This window comes from Pseudomonas sp. NFIX28 (assembly GCF_900107395.1).
Taxonomy (GTDB): domain Bacteria; phylum Pseudomonadota; class Gammaproteobacteria; order Pseudomonadales; family Pseudomonadaceae; genus Aquipseudomonas.
In genome coordinates, this window is the sequence record NZ_FNPW01000013.1 from 179,930 (window position 1) to 198,594 (window position 18,665).

Genomic DNA, 18,665 nt, shown 5'->3' on the forward strand with positions numbered 1-18,665 from the left:
GGCGCGTCGAGCTGCGGGGAACTCCTGAGCCGTGTCGCGCATCCTAGATTATGTGGTACTTCCTTTTTGCTGTTGGAGGACGCCCTTATGCGCCGCCTATTACTCGTTTCTTCGTTGTTGCTCTGTCTGCCCGCAGGTTCAGCCATGGCCGGCGGTGTCGATGCGGGTGATGTCGCCACCTCGGCGGGGGTTTCCGCCTCGCTGTACTCGACCTTCAAGGACGACAAGAGGGTGATTCCCGCTTATGACGACGCCTCCAGCTTCGTTGCCAGCGGAGGCGCCATCCGCGGCGTTTACCTGGAATCGGTGCTGCAGAAAATCCGCCAGGAAAACCCAGGCCTCAACGCCAGCGATGAGGAACTGGCCAGAGCGATCCTCAGTCAACAGGCGCAGCCAGCCGCGCATTGACGGCCTGCGCCATCTCGCGCTCCGCGACTGCAATGTCGCGGAGCCGCACCCGCATTTCGCCCCTTATTCCACCCCGACCGCCACCGCGGCGCCGGCGCGGCTGAACAGCTCGCGGCCGATGGCCCGGGCCGTGCGCAGATGCAGCGCCGGGTCCTGGCTTTCCGACTCCAGCAACAGCTTTGACGTCACCACCCGCGCGCCGCAGTAGTCGAAGATCCCGTGATCGATCTGGGTCTTCATCGCCGCCTCGTAGCCGTGGCGCCCGTAGGTGCCGGCGTCGGCCCCGCCAACGCCAAGCAGGTGCACCGGCAGATGCCCAAGCTTCTTCTCCAGGCTTTGGGCTTCGAGGTTGAAATCGAATGCCCAGCCGTTGGCGAATACCCGGTCGATCCACCCCTTGAGCAACGCCGGCATCGACCACCAATACACCGGATAGACCAGCACCAGCGCGTCGGCGCGGTCGATGCGCGCCTGCTCGGCCAGCACATCGGCCGGCGGCTGCGCCTGGCGACGATGGACCGCGTGGTCGGCGGCGTTGAAGCGTGGGTCGAACGCCTCGGCGAACAGATCGGCGATCTCGAACGAGTGCGACGGCCCCAGACCCTCGGCGACCTGGGCCGCCAAGCTGTGGCTGAGCGAGTGGGCATCATGGTGGGCGACGACGATAAGCGCATGCATGGCGAAGGCTCCTGCAAGAAGGCAAATGGATTGAGGGCGGCAACCGGGGCCGATATACTTTTGGTAAGTTACGAATCGTAAGTTACTTTTGGTATATAAGCATGTCAAGCACCCCCTCCGAGGCTTCACCACCCCGTCGCCGCCTGTCCCGCGAAGAGCGCCTGCACCAGTTGCTGGAAGTCGCCTGGCACTTGATCGGCGCGGAAGGCACCGAAGCCCTGACCCTCGGCCGGCTCGCCGAACAGGCCGGGGTGACCAAGCCGGTGGTCTATGACCATTTCGTCACCCGCGCGGGGCTGCTGGCGGCGTTGTACCAGGACTTCGATGCACGGCAGACGCGGCTGATGGACGCCGCCCTGGACAGCAGCGAAGCGACCCTGGCCAGCCGCGCGGCGGTTATCGCCGGCTCTTATGTCGACTGCGTGCTGACTCAGGGCCGGGAGATTCCCGGGGTGATCGCCGCGCTGGCCAGCTCGCCGGAACTGGCGCGGATCAAGGAGGAATACGAAGGGATCTTCCTGGAAAAATGCCGCAGCGCCCTCGCCCCTTTCGCCGCCCCGGGAGAGATCGCCGCGGCCGGCCTGCGGGCGATGCTGGGGGCGGCCGAGGCCTTGTCCCATGCGGCGGCCACCGGTGAAGTCAGCCGCGAGCAGGCCCGCGACGAGCTGTTCGAGACCATAGTCGCCATGGTCGAGCGCAGTGCGCGACGGGGCGCCGGCACGGCCTAAGCCGCGTCGATTTGCCCGGGCACGGCGCGGCTCAACGACCCCACCCACCAGGTGACCAGGGCGCACAGGGCCATGACGCCACAGGTCGCGATAAACACCGTGCGCATGCCGAAATGGCCGCCGACAAAGCCCCCGGCCAGAGGGCCGAGCACCTGCCCGACGTACTGGCTGGACGTCGAATAGCCGAGCATCCGCCCGGCCATGTTCTCCGGCACCGAATGCCGGATGATGCTGGAAATGCACGGCAACAGCCCGCCCAGCGCCAGGCCCATGAGAAAGCGCAGCACCACCAGCTGCCAGGGCGCGCTGACCAGCGCCTGGGGAATCAGCAGCAACGCCGCCGCGGCCAGGCAGACGGTCAGCACCCGCCAGTGGCCGACGCGATCGGCCAGCTTACCCAGTTGCGAGGCGGAAATGATGCTGCCCAGGGCCGCGGCGGACATCACCACGCCCGCCATCAGCGTGACGTTCTGCGCCCGCAGCTCCTGGAGGTACACCGTGATGATCGGCTCGATCGACATGCTCGAGAACATCAGCAGGCAGGCCACCGCGAACATGCTCAGCAGCGGTTTGCTGTCCGTCACGCTGGCCCAGGAATATTCCTGCGGCTGGTCTTTTCCTCGCGCCTGGCGCGGTGCACGCGGGGCCTCTTTCAGCAGGAAGGTGGTGGCCAGGAAGGTTACGAATATCACTGCCCCGGCGATGAAGAAGGTGTTGCGGATGCCGATCAGCGGCGGCAGCAGGCCACCGATCAAAGGCCCGGCCAGGCTGCCGGCCATGATCCCCGAAGACAGCACGCCCAGGGCCCAGCCGGAGCGCGCCTTGGGGGTCTGCGTGGCAACCAGGATGGTCGCCCCCGAGGCGTAGCCGCCAAGCAGGCCGGCCAGCAGGCGCAACAGCACCAGTTGCCAGATGTTCTCCGCCAGGCCGATCAGCGACATGGCCACGGCCATGCCAAGGCTGGCGCGAATCAGCATCAGCTTGCGCCCGTAGCGGTCGCCCAGGCGGCCCCACAAGGGTGCGGTGATTGCTGCCGACAAGAAGGTCGCGCCAAACGCCACGCCGGACCACTGGACGATCGCCGCCGGGTCGCTGACGCCCAGTTGCTCGACGTACAACGGCAGGAACGGCAACAGCAGGGTCATCGCGACAATCGTGGTGAATGCCCCCAGGGCGCATACCGCGAGGTTGCGCTGCCAGTAGCGTTCGGCGGGTGACGGTGGGGTGGCCATGAGGGCGCTCCATCGGGCTGGGACGGGGCCACGCTACAGGCTCGACTTCGATAAATAAAATTCATGTTTTTTATGCAGTGGATTCCCTTCAGGAATCCATGCTGCCTTTGCCGCCCGGCCTGCCGCAGTCGCGAAGGCGATGGGTTCAGTCGCGTTTCCAACGTTTGCGCGCATGCAGGTACGCCGCGAGGTCGCCGTAACCCAGCTGACTCGCCATCTGGGCCCGGCTCTCGCCGAGAAACTCCAGCTGCTGCTCCAGCTCGGCGCGCACCTGATCGAGCAACTGGCGAAAGGTCATGCCCTGCTCTTCCAGGCGTCGGCGCAGGGTGCGCGGGCTCTGGTACAACGCCTCGGCCTGATTCTCCAGGCTGGGCACCACGCCGCGCGCCAGGCTATCGCGCATGCTGGCCGCGACCTTGCCGGTCCAGCCGCTGAGCTGCAGGCGCTGCGCGACCCGGCGGTCCAGCTCGCTGCGCAACAACTGCGCCATGCCGGCGTGACGGGTCAGCAAGGGCAAACGCAAGGTGGCCTGGTCGTAGTACAGGCAGTTGCGCGAGCAATCGAACTCCAGGTGGTCGCCGAACCATTGGCGGTATTGCGCGTGATACGCCGGCCGCGGATGGCTGAAGCAGGCGCGCACCGGCTGCAATGGCTGACCGGTGCTGTGGCGCAGCTGGGTCAGGGCCATGACGCAGTAATGCTCGACCACATAGCGGGTCAGCCCGGCGGGAGCGTCGAGACGCAATTCGACGCCGAGCAGCTCGCCATCGTCGACCAGCCTGAGGCTGTCCATGTCCGAGGCCAGGGCGGCGTAGTCGGCCCAGCACTGCATGGCGCCGCGCACATCCGGGCAATACATGCAGATATAGGCCAGCACATGCAGGTCCTGCGGGGTGAATTCAGCGAACAGGTGCAGGCCGATGGCCGGGTCGCGCTCTGCCGCCAGCCGCCACAGTTGTTCGAGTTCCAGCAGGTTGTAATCCTGGCGATCGCCACGGGTCTGCTTGTGCAGCAGCCGTTCCAGCACCCGGCCGAGCTGACCGCGGTGAAAACGGCGCAGCGGTTGATTGGCCTCTTCGCCAGTGTTTTTGTCCAGTTCGCGCATAGGGTCCTTGCGGCTCATGGTTTCTTATTGTTCGGGCAATGCCCATGTCGGGCCTGACTCGAGATTGCCATGAATACAACAATGCTCGCCAACAATCCAATACCGGTCGTGGCCGGAATTTTCCTCGGTTTCATCCTCCTTGAAATCGCCTGTGCCTGCTTTCGCCAACCCAAGGGCCAGCGCCGCGACGTGCTGATCGAAGTGATAGGTTCATCGCTGTTGCTGGGCCTGACCTTCCCCGTGGTGATGCTCCTCAGCAGCCTGCTGCTCGACACCCTGGCGCCGTCGCTGAAAAACAGCCTCAGCGGCCTGCACTGGGTGGCGGGCGCGGCGTTGTTCCTGCTGCTCGACGACCTGACCCAATACTGGTGGCATCGCCTCACCCATCGCCTGCCGTTCCTCTACGCCCTGCACCGCGCGCACCATTCGGCGCCGTACATGAGCATCCGCATCGTCTACCGCAACAACAGCTTCTATTACCTGCTGATGCCGGGCATCTGGCTTTCCGGCGTGCTCATCTACATGGGCCTGGCGCCGGTCTACTACGGCTACCTGATCGTCAAGATGCTGGTGATCTTCGGCGCCCACAGCAGCGTCGCCTGGGACGACAAGCTCTACCGCATCGCGCCCCTGCGGCCCTTGATGTGGCTGCTGGAACGGACCATCTCGACCCCCGCCACGCACTCTGCGCACCATGGCCTGAACGCCAAGGACGGGGTGACCCACTACAAGGGCAATTTCGGCAACCTGCTGTTTTTCTGGGACGTGCTGTTCGGCACCGCGAAAATCACCCGCCGCCGCCCAGACAGCTATGGCATCGAGGATCTGCGCCCCATCAGCTGGCAGCAGGAATTGTTCTGGCCGCTGGTGCGTTCACCTAAGCCCGCACCCCGCCCTGAAGCCAAGCAGGAGGTCGCGCAATGAGCCTGCACATCGCGCTGATCGCCGGCTCCAGCCAAGTCGACAGCCAGTCGGCCAAAGTCGCCGATTACCTGGGCCAACGCCTGCGGCAGTTGGAGCTCTGTGAACAGGTGACGCTGCTCGATCTCGGGCGCTCGCCCTTGCCGCTGTGGCCGGGCCCCGACTCGCGCGACGCCTGGGGCCCGTACTCGGCCACCCTGCGCGATGCCGACGCGCTGGTGGTGGTGACCCCGGAGTGGAACGGCATGGCCTGCCCCGCCATCAAGAATCTGTTCGTCTACGCCAGCCACAAGGAACTGGCGCACAAGCCGGCGCTGCTGGTCGGGGTCTCGGCCGGCCTGGGCGGTGCCTACCCGCTCGCCGAACTGCGCGCCTCCAGCTACAAGAACTGCCGCATCTGCTACCTGCCGGAACAGTTGATCGTTCGCCAGGTGGAGGGCGCCTTCAACGCCCATGGCGAACCCACCGCCGAAGAGCGTCGCCTGCGCGCTCGCGCCGACTGGACCCTGCAGGTGCTGGCCGAATACGCCGGGGCGATGCGGCCGCTTCGCGCGCGTATCGATATCCAGGCCGTGCCCTTCGCCAACGGGATGTAGCGCCCGCCCCAGCCGTTAGTCGTTCAACGCACCGGGGTTCAAGGCACACGCCTTGCGCCCCGGTCCCGCCAAACAGTGGCTACAGTCTCAGGCAGCCGTCATCGGCTTCGGCGCCACGAAGCACGCCGCAAGCCCATGACCAGGACGGGCCGCGGTGAACCTTATCGCCGCCGGCCCGGTCGATAGATCACGCTGGCCAGGTTTGGCAATGCCCCCGCATCCTCCTATGGGGCGTCGCACGGCTGGCTTCACTTCCTGGAGAACGCCCGTGATAACGACCCGACAGATCGCCAGTCTCAAAGCCTGGGGCGCCCATGGTTTCACCGCCACGGGGGTGGTCACGGCCTTTCTCGCGACCCTGGCGCTGTTCGACAACCAGCCCAAGGCCTGCCTGCTGTGGCTGGGCGTGGCGCTGATCGTCGATGGGGTCGACGGCTCGCTGGCGCGCAAGGTCAATGTGCGGTCGGTGCTGCCGCATTTCGACGGCTCGGTGTTGGACCTGGTGATCGACTACCTGACGTATGTGTTCATCCCGGCGCTGTTCATCTACCGCTACATCCCGCTGCCCGACTACAGCGCGCTGCTGGCGACCTCGGTGATCCTGGTGTCGTCGCTGTTCTGCTTCTGCAACGTCAACATGAAGAGCAAGGACAACTACTTCGTCGGTTTTCCCGCCGCCTGGAACGTGGTGGCGCTGGCGCTGTACATCATTGCCCCGCCTCCCTGGCTGAGCCTGTCGAGCATCGTGGTCCTGGCGCTGTTGACCCTGACCCGGATGAAATTCCTGCATCCCTTTCGTGTGCGCCGCTTCATGCCGGTGAACATCGCGGTGACCGCCATCTGGTTGCTGTGCAGCCTGTCGCTGGTGATCAACCATCCCTACAATGGCCGCTGGGTGATGGGTCTGTGGCTGGCGATGTCAGCGTACTTTCTCGGCATCTGCATCTGGCGCACCGCCCTGGGCTGGTTCGACCGCGCGCGAATCTGAACCCTGCCATACCCCTGACTGCAACGAGACTCGACATGCTCTACCGCTTTGCCGCTGACGGCCTGGTCTCCCTGCACCTGGCCTTTATCCTGTTCGTACTTTTCGGCGGCCTGCTGGTGCTCCGCTGGCCACGCCTGGCCTGGTTGCACCTGCCGGCCGCGACCTGGGGCGTGGCGGTCGAGGTGTTCCACCTGCCCTGCCCGCTGACCGACTGGGAAAACCGCATGCGCCACGGCGCCGGCCAGCAAGGGTATGGCGGCGGTTTCATCGAGCATTACCTGATCCCGCTGATCTACCCGGCCGGGCTGACGCCGCAAATCCAGCTGGGCCTGGGCGCGCTGGTGCTGCTGATCAATGTGCTGGTCTACGGACGGCTATTGTGGCGACGCCGGCGATCCTGAAAAAATCCGCGGTGTGGCGGTCGATTCCCGCGCCACGCCCGGCCCCGGCTGTGTATATTTCCAGGCAACCCCGTGGGCAACGGCGATCCGCGATCGCTTCGAGTGGAGTCCATAGATGCCCGATTTCCAGATCCGCCAGCCTTGCCCTCCCGGCGCCTGTGACTGCGACCGCGAGCGCCTGCTGGCCACGCCCGGCACCGACCTGCGCATCCTCGGCCTGACCCGCCAGGAGGAAAAGCGCCTGCTCGACCGGCTGGAAAACCTGCAAAGCCTGGGGGATCTGGAACATATGCAGCGGCGGATGCATGAACTGCTGGGCATTCGCGTGCACATCGCCCCCAGCTTCAACGAAGTGCGCAGCATGCGCGGCATTGCCATTCAGCTCGACGAGCAGCCGGGGCTGTGCCGCAAGACCCGGCAATCGATCCCCGCCGCCATCCGTCGCGGCCTGGAAAAGAACCCGGAAATCGCCTACCGCCTGCTCGACGCCCACGACCTGTTGCGCGACGCCTGAACTGGAAATGTCCTCTATGAAATCCGCCGTAACGGCCAGCCCCCTGATCATCGTCAACGACGTGATCGACAGCGCCTTCGAAACCCTGCTCGGCCAGGGCCTCGCCGCCTTCAACCAGCAAATGACCGGCTACAACGACCGCCAGCCCCTGGCCGTGGAACTCAAGGACCCGGCAACCGGCCAGGTCCTGGGCGGCATCAGCGGCCGAACCGCCCTGGGCATGTTGTTCATCGACCTGTTCTACCTGCCCGACCACCTGCGCGGTACGGGCCTCGGTGCGCGGTTGCTGCAGGCCTGCGAAGACGAAGGCCGGCGCCGCGGCTGTCGCTCGGCGGTGCTCTACACCCTGAGCTTCCAGGCGCCGTCCTTCTACGAGAAACACGGCTGGCAACGCTTCGGCGAATTCCCCTGCAACCCCGAAGGCAGCAGCCGGATATTCATGAGCAAAACCCTGTAGGAGCGAGGCTTGCCCGCGAAAAGCCGCGCCGCGCAACACCCGCCCCACCGCGTTATCGTTCTTCGCGCGCAAGCTGCGCTCCTACAAAAGCCCACCGCACCGCGCAATGCCTGCCCTACCGCGTTATCGTTTTTCGCGCGCAGAAGCAGAGCCTGCACATCCCCGTAGGAGCGAGGCTTGCCCGCGAAAAGGCCGCGCCGCGCAATACCTGCCCAACCGCGTCATCGTTCTTCGCGCGCAAGCTGCGCTCCTACGAAATAGCCTCGCCGTAGACCGGCCAATTCTCGACGATGCGTCCGCCGCGTACCGCCAGCAGGTCGCCGAATTGCAGCAGCACCGCTTCGCTCTGCATCGGCCGCAGGAACACCTGGTCGTCCAGCCCCAGGCCCACGGCGGGCGAGCCGTTGACCATCTCCTGGTTGGAACTGCGCCCGAACAAGCCGTTGCTTCGCAGCCCCGTTGGCGACTCGAACTCGGCCTGCCAGTTACCGCCATAGATGAAAAACGTCTCGCGCTGGTTCGGGTCCCACCAGGCGAACAGCTTCGACTTGTCGTCCAGCGCGGGGATGCGCACCGGGCCGGTGCTTTTCAACACCGGCGTGGCGATGTAGGCCGCGGGCAAATGGTCGCTCAGGGATGGCAGGTCGTAATGGCTGGGCTTGAGCATCGCCGTGCCCACCGACACTTCGTTGCTCAGTCGTTCCTGCTCGTGCATGCGGTAGCTGGGGCTGCCGGCGGTGTTCAGGGTCAGCCCCGGGTGCCACAGCGCCGGATAGCGTTGCCGGGTGAAATCCACCGCGCTCTGGTAGCGCTGCATGACCTTGGCGAACAGCGCTTCGGGCGAGCCGAGAATGCCCGGCACGCCCATGCCGACAAAGGGGTCGTAGCCCATGAAACCGGCGAACTCCAGGTGCTGGGGATTGGCCGCAATCAGCGTCAGCAGCGGCCCCAGCCCGGTGCTGTCCTTGACCCCGCCCCGGTGCAGGCCGACGTCCAGCTCGATATTGACCCGCAGCCGCGTGCCCAGGCCGCGTGCCAGGGCCAGGTACTGCTGCAGGCGCTCGGGCGTATCGATCAGCCATTGCAACTGCCGGGCCGGGTCGAACCGGCCTTTGTGGCGTTGATAGAACAGCTGCGCCGAGCGCACCGGCAGCGGCTTGCCCAGCAGGATATTGGCCTCGGGAAAGCGCTGCGCATCGTGGTTGAGGAACGGCTGATGGAACGACATCAGGCGCTGGGTGCCGGCACGCTGGCCGATGTACGCCAGCAGCCCCGGCGACGGCAGGGACTTCTCCACCAGCCGCAGCTGCTTGCCGCCACGCTTGACCGACTGCACCACCACATCGATGTTGTGGTCCAGGCGATCGAGGTCGATCAACATCACCGGGCGCATCGGGCCATGGGCCTTGAGTTCGCGGTTCAGCGCGCGGAAATAGTCGCTGTAGGGCCCGCCCCGGTCGGTGGGTCGCAACCAGGCGCCCACCCCCGCCAGCAAGGCGCCGACGCCCGTGGTAGCGAGCACGAAGCTGCGTCGATTCATGCTTTTTATCTCCCTTCAGGCCACGCCCAGGATGGACGACAGGTGTGCATTGAGGAACTTGCCGCCCGGGTCCAGCGCCTCGCGCACCCGGGTGAATTCCCGCCAGCGCGGGTACAGCGCCTGCAACTGCCGGGCGTTGAGGCTGTGCAACTTGCCCCAGTGCGGGCGGCCGGCGTACTTCCAGAAAATCGGCTCGATGGCGGCGAAAAAGTTGTGGTGGTCCATGGCGTAGTGCTGGTGCACCGAGATCGAACAGCTGTCGCGCCCCTCGAACATGCTCAGGGCGATGTCGTCGGCCTGGACATAGCGGTACTCGATGGGAAACCAAGTGCGCAGATCCTTGTCGCGGATCAGCTTGAGGATCTCGCGCAGGCACGCCGGGCCATGCTCGGCCGGCACCGAGTACTCCATTTCGTTGAAGCGCACGTTGCGCACGTTGGCGTAGACCTCGTAGGAATCGCCGACCCGGTCGTCGAAACTGGCGAAATGCCGCAGGTTGTTGAGCAGGATGCGGCGGGTTTCGGGGAAGTCGCTGAGGTACTTGTCGAGGTTTTCGATCAGGCTCACGAACTCGTTGCCGCCCTCTTCCGCCGGGTCCACGGGCGGGGTCGCCGGGTCTGAGGTTTCATTGAGGGCAATCGACAGCGCGTAGTCGGAATGGGTAACCACCAGCATTTCCCAGTGCTGATTCTCGCGGGTGTGTTTTGCCAGGTCTTCGAGCAGCTCTTCGGTCTTGGCGATCCACTGCGTTTCGCGCAGGCGATAGGCTGGGCGGTTCTGCAAGCGCACCTTGGTGGCCACCCCCAGCGCGCCAAGGGACACCCGCGCGACCTTGAAGACCTCGGCGTGGCGGTGGCTGTCGCAATCCAGCACTTCGCCGCTGGCGGTCACCAGTTGCAGGCCGCAGACCTGGGCCGAATAGGACGGGAAGCCGATCCCGGTGCCGTGGGTCGAGGTGGAAATGGCTCCGGCCAGGGTCTGGTAGTCGATGTCGGCCATGTTCGGCAGGGCCTGGCCGATTGCCTTGAGCGGCGCGCCCATGCGCGACATGGGCGTGCCGGCGGCAAATTCGGCCTGCAAGGTGGCGGCATCGTGGCTGAGCAGGCCGCTGAAAAAACTCAGCGACAACAGCGTGCCGTCGGTGGGCGCCAGGGCGCTGAAGGAATGCCCGGAGCCCACCGGGCGGACCTTGCCCGGGGCCTGGCGAATGACCTGCACCAGCTCGTCCAGGTCCTTGGGCGCCAGCCGCGCCAGGGGCAGGCAGCTTTGTCCGCCGGACCAGTTGCGCCAGGGAATCAGCCGCGGCGCCCGCGCCAGCTCGGCCAGCAGCGGGTTGCTGGCCAAGGCGCTGAACGTCCCGGCCAGCACAGCGCGTTGCAACAGCTGACGTCGTGTGAGGTGCATGCTCATGCCAGTGCCCTTGTGCCGGATTATTGGAGGTCTTGTGCGGACATGAAGCGGATCAGGGCGAGGAACTGCTCCTCGGAACACTGCACGCACAGGCCCATCGGCGGCATGCCGTTATAGCCGTTGATGCTGTGGTCCAGCAGGGTGTCGGCGCCCTGGGCAATGCGCGGCTGCCAGGCCTGCACATCGCCGGTCAGCGGCGCGCCGGCCGCCGGGTTGGCGTGGCAGAGCTTGCAACTGCTGTCGTAGATCCGCGCCAGCGCCGGTTCGGCGGGCATCTGTTGCACGGCAGCGGCCGGGGGCGGCGCGGTTTTGTCGTCGCAGGCCACCAACAGCCCGCCCAGCGCCAGGCACAGCACGACATGCCCACCGCGATGCCACGTGGCAACGGATGACGACTGCAACGAGACGGTGGTGGCCGGCATGGTGTTCCTCTCGGGTGATGGTCGAATCGACACAGAGCGAACACTAAGACAGGCGCCGCCACCGCCCGAGGGCATTGCGGGCCAGCAAGGGGGGCATCTGCGGCCAGCCCGTAGGAGCGAGGCTTGCCCGCGAAAGGCCGCGCCGCGTAACACCTGCGCCACCGCGTTATCGTTCTTCGCGCGCAAGCTGCGCTCCTACGAAAGCACACGCACGGCCCGTAGGAGCGAGGCTTGCCCGCGAAAGGCCGCGCCGCGCAATACCTGCGCCACCGCGTTATCGTTCTTCGCGCGCAAGCTGCGCTCCTACAAAGGCACATGTATGCCCGTAGGAGCGAGGCTTGCCCGCGAAGGCCGCGCCGCGCAATACCTGCGCCACCGCGTCATCGTTCTTCGCGCGCAAGCTGCGCTCCTACGAAAGCAGAGCGTGCACGGCTTGGTGGGGCGGGGTTATTTGATGCGGTAGTGGAAGGTGTTGCGCACCGCGGGCACCGACACTGCCTGGCCGTCGACGATGCGCGGCTGGTAGCGGAAGGTGTTGGCCGCCGCCAGCGAGGGGCGGATAAACAGTGGGTGGCAGCCGTCGAGCACCTTGGGGTTTTCCACCTTGCCTTGCGGGTTGACGCTGTATTCCACGGTGCAATCGCCTTCGATGTTCTTGTCCAGGGCGCGCTGCGGATAGTCCGGGGCTTCCTTGCTCAGGGGCTGGTACTGGCGGCTGTCGGCGGCAGTCTGGGCGGCTTGTTGCCGGGCGCGCTCGGCGGCCAGGCGGGCCTGTTCGGCACGCTGCGCCTGCTGCTGTTGCGCCTGCTCCTGGGCCAGGCGCTGCTGCTCGGCTTCGCGGTTGCGCTTGTGCTGTTCCTCGCGCTCGTGCTGCTGGCGTTGCTGCTCGGCCCGTTGTTCGCGCTTCTTGTCCTCCACACGCTTGCGCGCCAGGGCCGCCTGCTCGAGCTTGCGCGCCTGGAGCTGCGGCTCGACCGGTGCCGCGACCAGCGGCTCCGGCGGCATGGGTGTAGGTGCAGGTGCCGCCTCGACCGCAGCCGGTTGCGGTTGCGGTTGCGGTTGCGGTGCCTGCACTGTCGGCGCCAGCATCACCAGTTGCGTAGACAACACCGCCGGCTGTTCGACGGCCGGCGGCTGCACCGACCAGCCAGCCACCAGCAGCGCCAGCACCCCGGCGTGCAGCGCCACAGCCAGGGTCGCCGCCAGCGCATGGGGCCGCCAATGCCTGCGCAAGGGGTGCAGGGAAAAGTCGTCAAGGGCCTGCCGTGGACTGTGCATGATCATCGCCGTCATTGCGGGGCCTCGGTCACCAGCCCCAGGTTGCTCACCCCGCCCTGCTGCAACGCCGCCATGGCCGCCACCACCAGGCCGTAGCCGGCGTCCTTGTCGGCACGGATATAGACCTGGGTATCGCTGCGCGCGGCGATTATTTGCGCCACCTTGGCGCGCATCTCGTCGAGGTCCACCGCGCTGTCGGTCTGCTGCCCGGCATCCAGCTCGCCACCGAGGTTCCAGTAATAGCCGCCCTCGGCCTTCACCGACAGGGTCAGGATCTGCTGGCGGGTATCAGTGGCCAGGACTTCGCTGGCGACCTTGGGCAGCTCGATCTTCACCCCCTGGGTGAGCATCGGCGCGGTGACCATGAAGATCACCAGCAGCACCAGCATCACGTCGATGTAGGGCACCACGTTCATTTCGGCCTTGGGCCCATGTTTGCGTTGCGGCCTGACTAGCATCTGCACTCTCCTCTCAGGCCGCGACGGCCAGGTTCGACGACGCGCCGTGCAACTGGCGATGCAGGCGCGCCTGCAGTTCGTTGCCGAAGGCGTAGTAGCGGGTCAGCAGGGTTTGGCCACGGGCGGCGAAACGGTTGTAGGCGATCACCGCGGGGATCGCCGCGAACAGGCCGATGGCGGTGGCGATCAGCGCTTCGGCGATGCCCGGGGCCACGGTGGACAGGGTCGCCTGCTGTACCTGGGACAGGCCGAGGAAGGAGTTCATGATCCCCCACACGGTGCCGAACAGGCCGATATAGGGGCTCACCGAACCGACCGTGGCGAGGAACTGCAAGCCTTTTTCCAGGCGCACTTCCTGCTCGCTGATGGCCACGTACAGCGAACGCTCGACCCCTTCGAGCACCACCTCGGCCGGGTTGCCACCGTGTTGGCGCAGCTGGCTGAAGGCCTGGAAACCGGCCTGGAAGATCGGCGCGACCCCGCCTTCGCGATCCGCCTGCTGCAAGCTTTCGCGGTACAGCGGGGTGAGTTCGGCGCTGCCGCGAAAACGCTGGACGAAGGCGTCGAGCTGGCGTTCGGTGCGCTTGAGCACGCTGCTGCGCTGGATGATCAGGTACCAGCTGAGCAACGACGCCAGCAACAGGGTGAGCATGACCGCCTTGACCAACAGGCTGGCATCGCTGATCAGCCCCCAGATGGTCATGTGTTCCAGTGTTGCCTGCATGGTGAAACTCCTTTGCCTGTGCGCCCGGGCCGTCGCTGCACGGCGGCCCCGGGGCTATTCGATGACATGTCGATGAACGGTTAATGACAGCTCAGGGCAACTGCAGCGCCCTGGCCACCTCGGCCCAGGGCACGAACTTGAAGTTCTGGGTCTGCTCGGGCATGCGCTTGCGCCCGTCCTGGACCACCAGCAAGCCCTGGCTCCAGGGCCCGCCGAGGTTGGCCGAAGTGACTTCCAGGCCATCGGTTTCCGACGCCCCGTCGATGCCGGCGGCGGCATTCAGGCCAACGCGGAAGGCCCCGCGGGAAGCGAACGGCGGCTCGGCATCGAGCAGCACATAGCTGTCGTTGCCCTGGCTGGAAATCACCAGGTAGTCATGGGTCGCGCTCTGGTACAGCGCCAGGCCCTCGACGTCGGCATGCAGTTGCGGGCCGACCTTGATCACGCTACTCAGGTTGGCCGGCTGATCGGCGCGAGCGTCCACCGCCCACACGCCGACGTCCTCTTCGCCGAGGAACAGGCGCTGGCGCTGGTCGTCGGCGACACAGCCTTCCGGCTGGCTGTCGACCTTGAACTGGCGCACCAGCTCGCCCTGGACCCGGCCATCGGCGGCGCTCAGGCGGTATTGCAGGAAGCGGCCGTCCTTGCCGTTGGCGAAGGCATACAGCTCGCCGCTGGCCGGCTGGAACAGGCAGATGCCATAGATTTCCTTGAGCGGCGTGGGGATCTCCCCGGCTTCGCGCAGCTCGCCGCTGGCGCGATCGATGCTGAACAGGCTGAGGCTGTTGTGGTCGCGGTTGCTCGCCACCGCCAGATCGACCACCTGGGTGCCCAGCTTGAAGTTCGGCCGCAGGTCGACGTTGTTCAACCGCCCCACCGGCAACTCCTGGAGCAACTTGCCTTGCAGGTCGTAGGCCAGCAGCCCCTGCTTCTTGTTGGTGCCCAGCACCCGGCTCAGCTCCGGCTGGCGCGGATGAATCCAGATCGCCGGGTCGTCCGCCGCGTCGCCCTGGCGCCCCACCGGCTCGCTCTGGCTCAGGGCCGGCACATTCGGCAGCACCGGCGCCAGCGGCACCGGCGTGGCTTGCCAATCCAGCCGGCCCTGGTAGATCTGCCCGTCGTCATCGTCGCGCAGCAGCACTTGCAGGCCCTTGGCGCCGGCCTGCACGGCGAGGCTTTCCGGCTCTTTCAGACCCGGCAAGCTCAGGTTGGCCCTGGGCGACCAGCCTTCGTCCTGCTGTTGATCGCCCTGCTGATAAAGGTGCAGCCGCGCCGCCTTGGGGTCGAGCGCCAGCACGCCGCCCGGCACCAGGGCCATGGCGCCGGCGGCCTTGGCCACCTCGCCGAAGGGCACGCGCATGGCCACCGGCCGCCGTTCGACCTGCGCCTCGGGGTGCGCCGGGTAGGCCCACCAGCCGACGTTCTCTTCATTGACCAGCAATTGATTGGCGCCATCGTCCACCTGGCAGAACTGCGCCGCCGGCGGCAGCGGCACGCCGCGCACCCGCTGCGCCGTGGCGCTCAGCTGGGCGCCGGTGCCCACCAGCCATTGCTCGCCCTTGCCCTCCTCGCCCACCAGGAACAGAAACAGGTGGCTGGCCTCGTCGCGATACAGGCACAGGCCGTCGACCGGGAAGTCCCGCGCCGGCAGGTACAGCGGCTGGCTCCATTGGCGCCGCTGCGGATCGAGGCTGACCAGCAGCGCCTGCTGGCGCTGGCTATCGAGCGTGGCGACCAGCACCTGCTGGCCGGCGGCGCGGCTGTCCAGGCCATTGAAGGAACCTGGCAGGCGCGCCAGTTCCTGGCCCTGGGCATCGAGCAGCAACAGGCCATCGCGCTCACTGGCAGCCAGGCGCCCGCTGCCGCCCGGCACGAAGCCGATGGCGTCGATGGCCAGGTCCTGCTTGGGCAGCCAGGGTTTGAGGGTCAGGCTCGGCGCGCTGGGCGTCGACGCGGCGCCGGCGACGGCCGCACCGGCGCCCAGGCAGATCAGCGCGGCCAGCAGGCAGCGCGCGGGTGACAACGAAATGCTCATGAAAAGATCAGGTCCTTATTGTTCGTTCGGCACGGCGGCGGCACCGGGGCGTTGCCGCCTCGGGCTCAGAAGTGGGTAAAGGTCAGGCCGAGCTTGTAGGTCGGGCCGTACTCTTCGTACTGGCCGTTGTAGGAGCGGTGGCCGGTGTAGACGAAATACGGCTCGTCGGTGAGGTTCTGCGCCTCGAAGCTGAGCTGCAGGCTCTTGGTCAGCGCGTAGCGGGCGCTGAAATCGACGAAGGTCTGGGCATCGACGTGCAGGTCGTGGGCCTTGTCGTTGATCGAGGCCAGCTCGTAGAGGTAATCCGACTTGTAGTTGGCCGACAGGCGCAGGCTGAGCTTGTCGTTTTCCCAACCGAGCATCAGGTTGCCGACCGTGTCCGACTGGTTCGGCAGGTCGATGCTGCGCTTGCGGTTGACCCCGCTGGCGGCGTCGAAGCCCTTGATCTCGGCATCGGAGCGGCTGAAGGTGGCGTTGGCCCCCAGCAGCAGGCCGTTCCACGGCGCCGGCAGCCAGTCGAATTTCTGCGAGTAGGCCAGTTCCAGGCCGTACAGCTTGGCGCTGTCGCCGTTGGCGAAGGTGTGCGCCTCGGCAAAGTCGGTCCAGGCGCCGGTACCGGCCAGGTCGGTGTTGTAGACGAAGTTCTTGATGTCCTTGTAGAACACGAAGGCCGAGACGGTGCCGGCGCGGCCCATGAAATGCTCGATGCCAAGGTCCAGGTTGCTCGACTCCAGCGGCTTGAGGTCGGGGTTGCCGAAGGTGGCTTCGTCATCGTCGATGACAAAGCCCGGCGCCAGTTGGCCAAAGGTCGGGCGCACCACCGCCTTGGTCCAGGCCGCTCGCACCTGGGTGTTCTTGTCCAGCTGGTAGCGCGCGTGCAGGCCCGGCAGCCAGTGGTGGTAGCGGCGCTTGGTCGCGGTGGACTGGAATTCGCCGTCGGTGGCGCCGGTGCCCTTGGCTTCGAATTCGGTGCCTTCGTAGCGCAGGCCGGCGATAAAGCGCCAGTCGTCGATATCGAGGGTGTTCATCAGGTAGCCGGCGTTGATGTCTTCGCTGATCTTGAAGTCGTTGACCCGCGATTCGGTTTCGTCGAAAAACGCGTCGCGGTCCAGGCCGCCGATCAACTGCTTGATCGAGCTGCCGCTGATCCCCGGGCCGAAGCGGCCGAGGCGGTAGTCGACGTTGCCTTTGCGAAAGCGCTCGAGGTTGAGCTGCTCGTCGCTGAAGCCCAGGTCGTCGAAGTCTTCATAGACCCAGGCGTCGAGGTCGTTGTCCTTGTTGCGCCGGCTGACCTTGCCGCCGAATTTGACCTGGGACGCGTAACCGCTGAGGTCGTAGTCGCGGGCCAGGTCCAGGCGCAGGTTTTTCTCGGTGTCGGTGGTGCGCTGCTTTTCCCACTCGACCTTGTCCAGGCTGAAATTCGACGGGTTGTAGAAACCCTGGCCGACGATCGGCCGTGGCTTTTCGGTGTCGTAGAAACCGCTGTCGGCGAAGTCGTCGTTGCCTTCGAACACCGCGTTGGCGATATGCCCCGGGCTGTCCTCGCTGGAGCGGCTGTAGCCGGCCTGGCCGCTGAGGGTCCAGAGGCCGAACATGCGTTCGCCGCCGAACACATAGGACTGGATCTCCTGGGTTTCCTCGCGCTGCTTGAGCTTGCGCTGGCCTTCGGCGTCGCCCAGCTCGCCGGCCGCCTGGGGCTCGGCGAATTCCAGGCTGGCGGCGTTGCGTGTCTCGCTGTCCTTGTAGCGGCTGTACAGGGTGCGCAGGTAGTAGCTGCTGAGGTCGTCCGGCTTGTAGTCGAAATTCAGGCCGCCGCCGGCGCGTTCGCGGCTGATGTCGTAGTCGCGCTGTTCGAATTCCTGCAAGCGTGCGCCCTGCTCGAAGTCCCAGGCGCCCCCGGTCTCGACGTTGTCCGAACCGAAGTCGCGCTTCTGCCAGCTCAGGGCCGCGGCCACACCGAAGTTGTCGATGCCGTCGCCGAGGCTGAAGCGGTCGCTGATGGCGCCAGAGAATTTCGGGCTGGCCTGGTGGCTGTTCTGGTCGTAGCTGGCTTCCGTGCTGCCGGTATAGAACAGGCCCTTGTGGTCGAAGGCCGAGAGGCTCTGCACATCGACGGTGCCGCCCAGGGAGTTGGCATCCATGTCCGGGGTCAGGGTCTTGATCACCGACAGCGACTGCACCAGCTCCGAGGGCAGTACGTCCAGGGCCACGGCGCGGCGTTCGCTTTCCGGGGCCGGCACCAGGGTGCCGTTGATGGTCACGCTGTTGAGGTCCGGGCCCAGGCCGCGCACGCTGACGAAACGCCCTTCGCCCTGGTCGCGCTCGACGCTGATGCCCGGCAGGCGCTGCGCCGCTTCGGCGACGTTCTCGTCCGGCAACTGGGCCACGCCGTCGGCATGCACCACGCTCTTGATGCTGTCGGCGCTGCGCTGTTCCTTGAGCGCCTGGTCGATGCTCGCGGCCTGGCCGACCACCTCCACGTGTTCGGTGTTTTTCGCCGCGCCGGCTTCGGCGGCGCTCAGGCGTTCGCTGGCGATCGCCATGGCCAGGGCGGTGAGCGTGAAGCCGAGCAGGCCGGCGGTGCTGCTGCGCTTGTACATGATGGTCCTCCCCCAAGAGTCCGGTGACGCCAGGCAAGGGGCCCGGCAACTGGGAGGGCAAGCTAGGGTCGGCGAATGACGGTTCTGTGACAGGGGTTGGTGGGGAGGCACTTGGATCGGGGTTTTGCCCGGGTCCGCGGGGCAAAGTGAGCTGAAATGACCTTTTCCCG

At 66.2% G+C, this 18,665-nt stretch carries 19 protein-coding genes; 8 read left to right on the forward strand and 11 right to left on the reverse strand.

All coding sequences use genetic code 11. The features are described 5' to 3' along the window. Positions 1–87 precede the first annotated feature (87 nt). Positions 88–408, forward strand: a complete 321-nt coding sequence (locus BLV20_RS23155; protein WP_092304774.1) for a DUF2388 domain-containing protein — start codon at positions 88–90, stop codon at positions 406–408. A gap of 63 nt (positions 409–471) precedes the next feature. Here BLV20_RS23155 and BLV20_RS23160 read toward each other — a convergent pair whose 3' ends face one another. Beyond that, complete coding sequence (locus tag BLV20_RS23160) at positions 472–1,086, reverse strand: NAD(P)H-dependent oxidoreductase (protein WP_092304775.1); 615 nt, start codon at positions 1,084–1,086, stop codon at positions 472–474. 101 nt (positions 1,087–1,187) lie between these two features. Here BLV20_RS23160 and BLV20_RS23165 point away from each other — a divergent pair, with 101 nt between their 5' ends. After that, the gene (locus BLV20_RS23165) at positions 1,188–1,814 is read left to right on the forward strand and encodes a TetR/AcrR family transcriptional regulator (RefSeq protein WP_092304776.1); all 627 of its coding nucleotides are present in this window, start codon (positions 1,188–1,190) and stop codon (positions 1,812–1,814) included. On the opposite strand, the gene BLV20_RS23170 is transcribed toward BLV20_RS23165, so the two are convergent. Both BLV20_RS23170 and BLV20_RS23175 read right to left on the reverse strand, forming a co-directional pair. After that, positions 1,811–3,046, reverse strand: coding sequence for an MFS transporter (locus BLV20_RS23170; RefSeq protein WP_092304777.1), 1,236 nt, complete (start codon positions 3,044–3,046; stop codon positions 1,811–1,813). The two genes, BLV20_RS23165 and BLV20_RS23170, sit on opposite strands and share 4 nt — an antisense overlap. Before the next feature lie 145 nt (positions 3,047–3,191). After that, a complete protein-coding gene (locus BLV20_RS23175; RefSeq protein ID WP_092304778.1) occupies positions 3,192–4,151 on the reverse strand; it encodes an AraC family transcriptional regulator ligand-binding domain-containing protein in 960 nt (319 codons plus the stop codon). Positions 4,152–4,220: 69 nt separating this feature from the next. Here BLV20_RS23175 and BLV20_RS23180 point away from each other — a divergent pair, with 69 nt between their 5' ends. The 6 genes from BLV20_RS23180 (at position 4,221) to BLV20_RS23205 (ending at position 8,028) form a co-directional block, all read left to right on the forward strand. Then, a complete protein-coding gene (locus BLV20_RS23180; RefSeq protein WP_092304779.1) occupies positions 4,221–5,075 on the forward strand; it encodes a sterol desaturase family protein in 855 nt (284 codons plus the stop codon). Beyond that, a complete protein-coding gene (locus BLV20_RS23185) occupies positions 5,072–5,668 on the forward strand; it encodes an NADPH-dependent FMN reductase (protein WP_092304780.1) in 597 nt (198 codons plus the stop codon). The genes BLV20_RS23180 and BLV20_RS23185 overlap by 4 nt, the downstream gene beginning before the upstream one ends. A 268-nt stretch (positions 5,669–5,936) precedes the next feature. Beyond that, the gene (gene pcsA / locus BLV20_RS23190) at positions 5,937–6,656 is read left to right on the forward strand and encodes a phosphatidylcholine synthase (protein WP_092304781.1); all 720 of its coding nucleotides are present in this window, start codon (positions 5,937–5,939) and stop codon (positions 6,654–6,656) included. Between the two features lie 35 nt (positions 6,657–6,691). Then, positions 6,692–7,057, forward strand: a complete 366-nt coding sequence (locus BLV20_RS23195) for a DUF2784 domain-containing protein (protein ID WP_092304782.1) — start codon at positions 6,692–6,694, stop codon at positions 7,055–7,057. Between the two features lie 115 nt (positions 7,058–7,172). Beyond that, positions 7,173–7,571 carry a hypothetical protein gene (locus tag BLV20_RS23200; protein WP_092304783.1) on the forward strand — a complete coding sequence of 133 codons (399 nt, stop codon included), beginning with the start codon at positions 7,173–7,175 and terminating at the stop codon, positions 7,569–7,571. Between the two features lie 16 nt (positions 7,572–7,587). Further along, entirely contained in the window at positions 7,588–8,028 is a 441-nt protein-coding gene (locus tag BLV20_RS23205; RefSeq protein WP_092304784.1) for a GNAT family N-acetyltransferase, read from the forward strand. Between the two features lie 250 nt (positions 8,029–8,278). Here BLV20_RS23205 and BLV20_RS23210 read toward each other — a convergent pair whose 3' ends face one another. The 8 genes from BLV20_RS23210 to BLV20_RS23245 form a co-directional block, all read right to left on the reverse strand. Then, complete coding sequence (locus BLV20_RS23210) at positions 8,279–9,499, reverse strand: DSD1 family PLP-dependent enzyme (RefSeq protein WP_175540249.1); 1,221 nt, start codon at positions 9,497–9,499, stop codon at positions 8,279–8,281. A gap of 84 nt (positions 9,500–9,583) precedes the next feature. Beyond that, the gene (locus BLV20_RS23215) at positions 9,584–10,912 is read right to left on the reverse strand and encodes a D-arabinono-1,4-lactone oxidase (protein WP_175540250.1); all 1,329 of its coding nucleotides are present in this window, start codon (positions 10,910–10,912) and stop codon (positions 9,584–9,586) included. Positions 10,913–10,998: 86 nt separating this feature from the next. Next, positions 10,999–11,400, reverse strand: a complete 402-nt coding sequence (locus tag BLV20_RS23220) for a c-type cytochrome (protein ID WP_092304787.1) — start codon at positions 11,398–11,400, stop codon at positions 10,999–11,001. A 447-nt stretch (positions 11,401–11,847) separates the two neighbouring features. Next, on the reverse strand, positions 11,848–12,693 hold the full coding sequence (locus BLV20_RS23225) for an energy transducer TonB (RefSeq protein WP_092304788.1): 846 nt from the start codon (positions 12,691–12,693) through the stop codon (positions 11,848–11,850). Next, positions 12,690–13,136: a protein TolR gene (tolR, locus tag BLV20_RS23230; RefSeq protein ID WP_092304789.1), complete on the reverse strand. Its 447-nt coding sequence runs from the start codon at positions 13,134–13,136 to the stop codon at positions 12,690–12,692. The genes BLV20_RS23225 and tolR overlap by 4 nt, the downstream gene beginning before the upstream one ends. A gap of 13 nt (positions 13,137–13,149) precedes the next feature. Further along, positions 13,150–13,860, reverse strand: coding sequence for a protein TolQ (gene tolQ, locus BLV20_RS23235; protein WP_092304790.1), 711 nt, complete (start codon positions 13,858–13,860; stop codon positions 13,150–13,152). Between the two features lie 91 nt (positions 13,861–13,951). Continuing rightward, positions 13,952–15,895, reverse strand: coding sequence for a phytase (locus BLV20_RS23240; protein WP_092304791.1), 1,944 nt, complete (start codon positions 15,893–15,895; stop codon positions 13,952–13,954). A gap of 65 nt (positions 15,896–15,960) precedes the next feature. Beyond that, positions 15,961–18,495, reverse strand: a complete 2,535-nt coding sequence (locus BLV20_RS23245) for a TonB-dependent receptor (protein ID WP_092304792.1) — start codon at positions 18,493–18,495, stop codon at positions 15,961–15,963. Positions 18,496–18,665 lie beyond the last annotated feature (170 nt).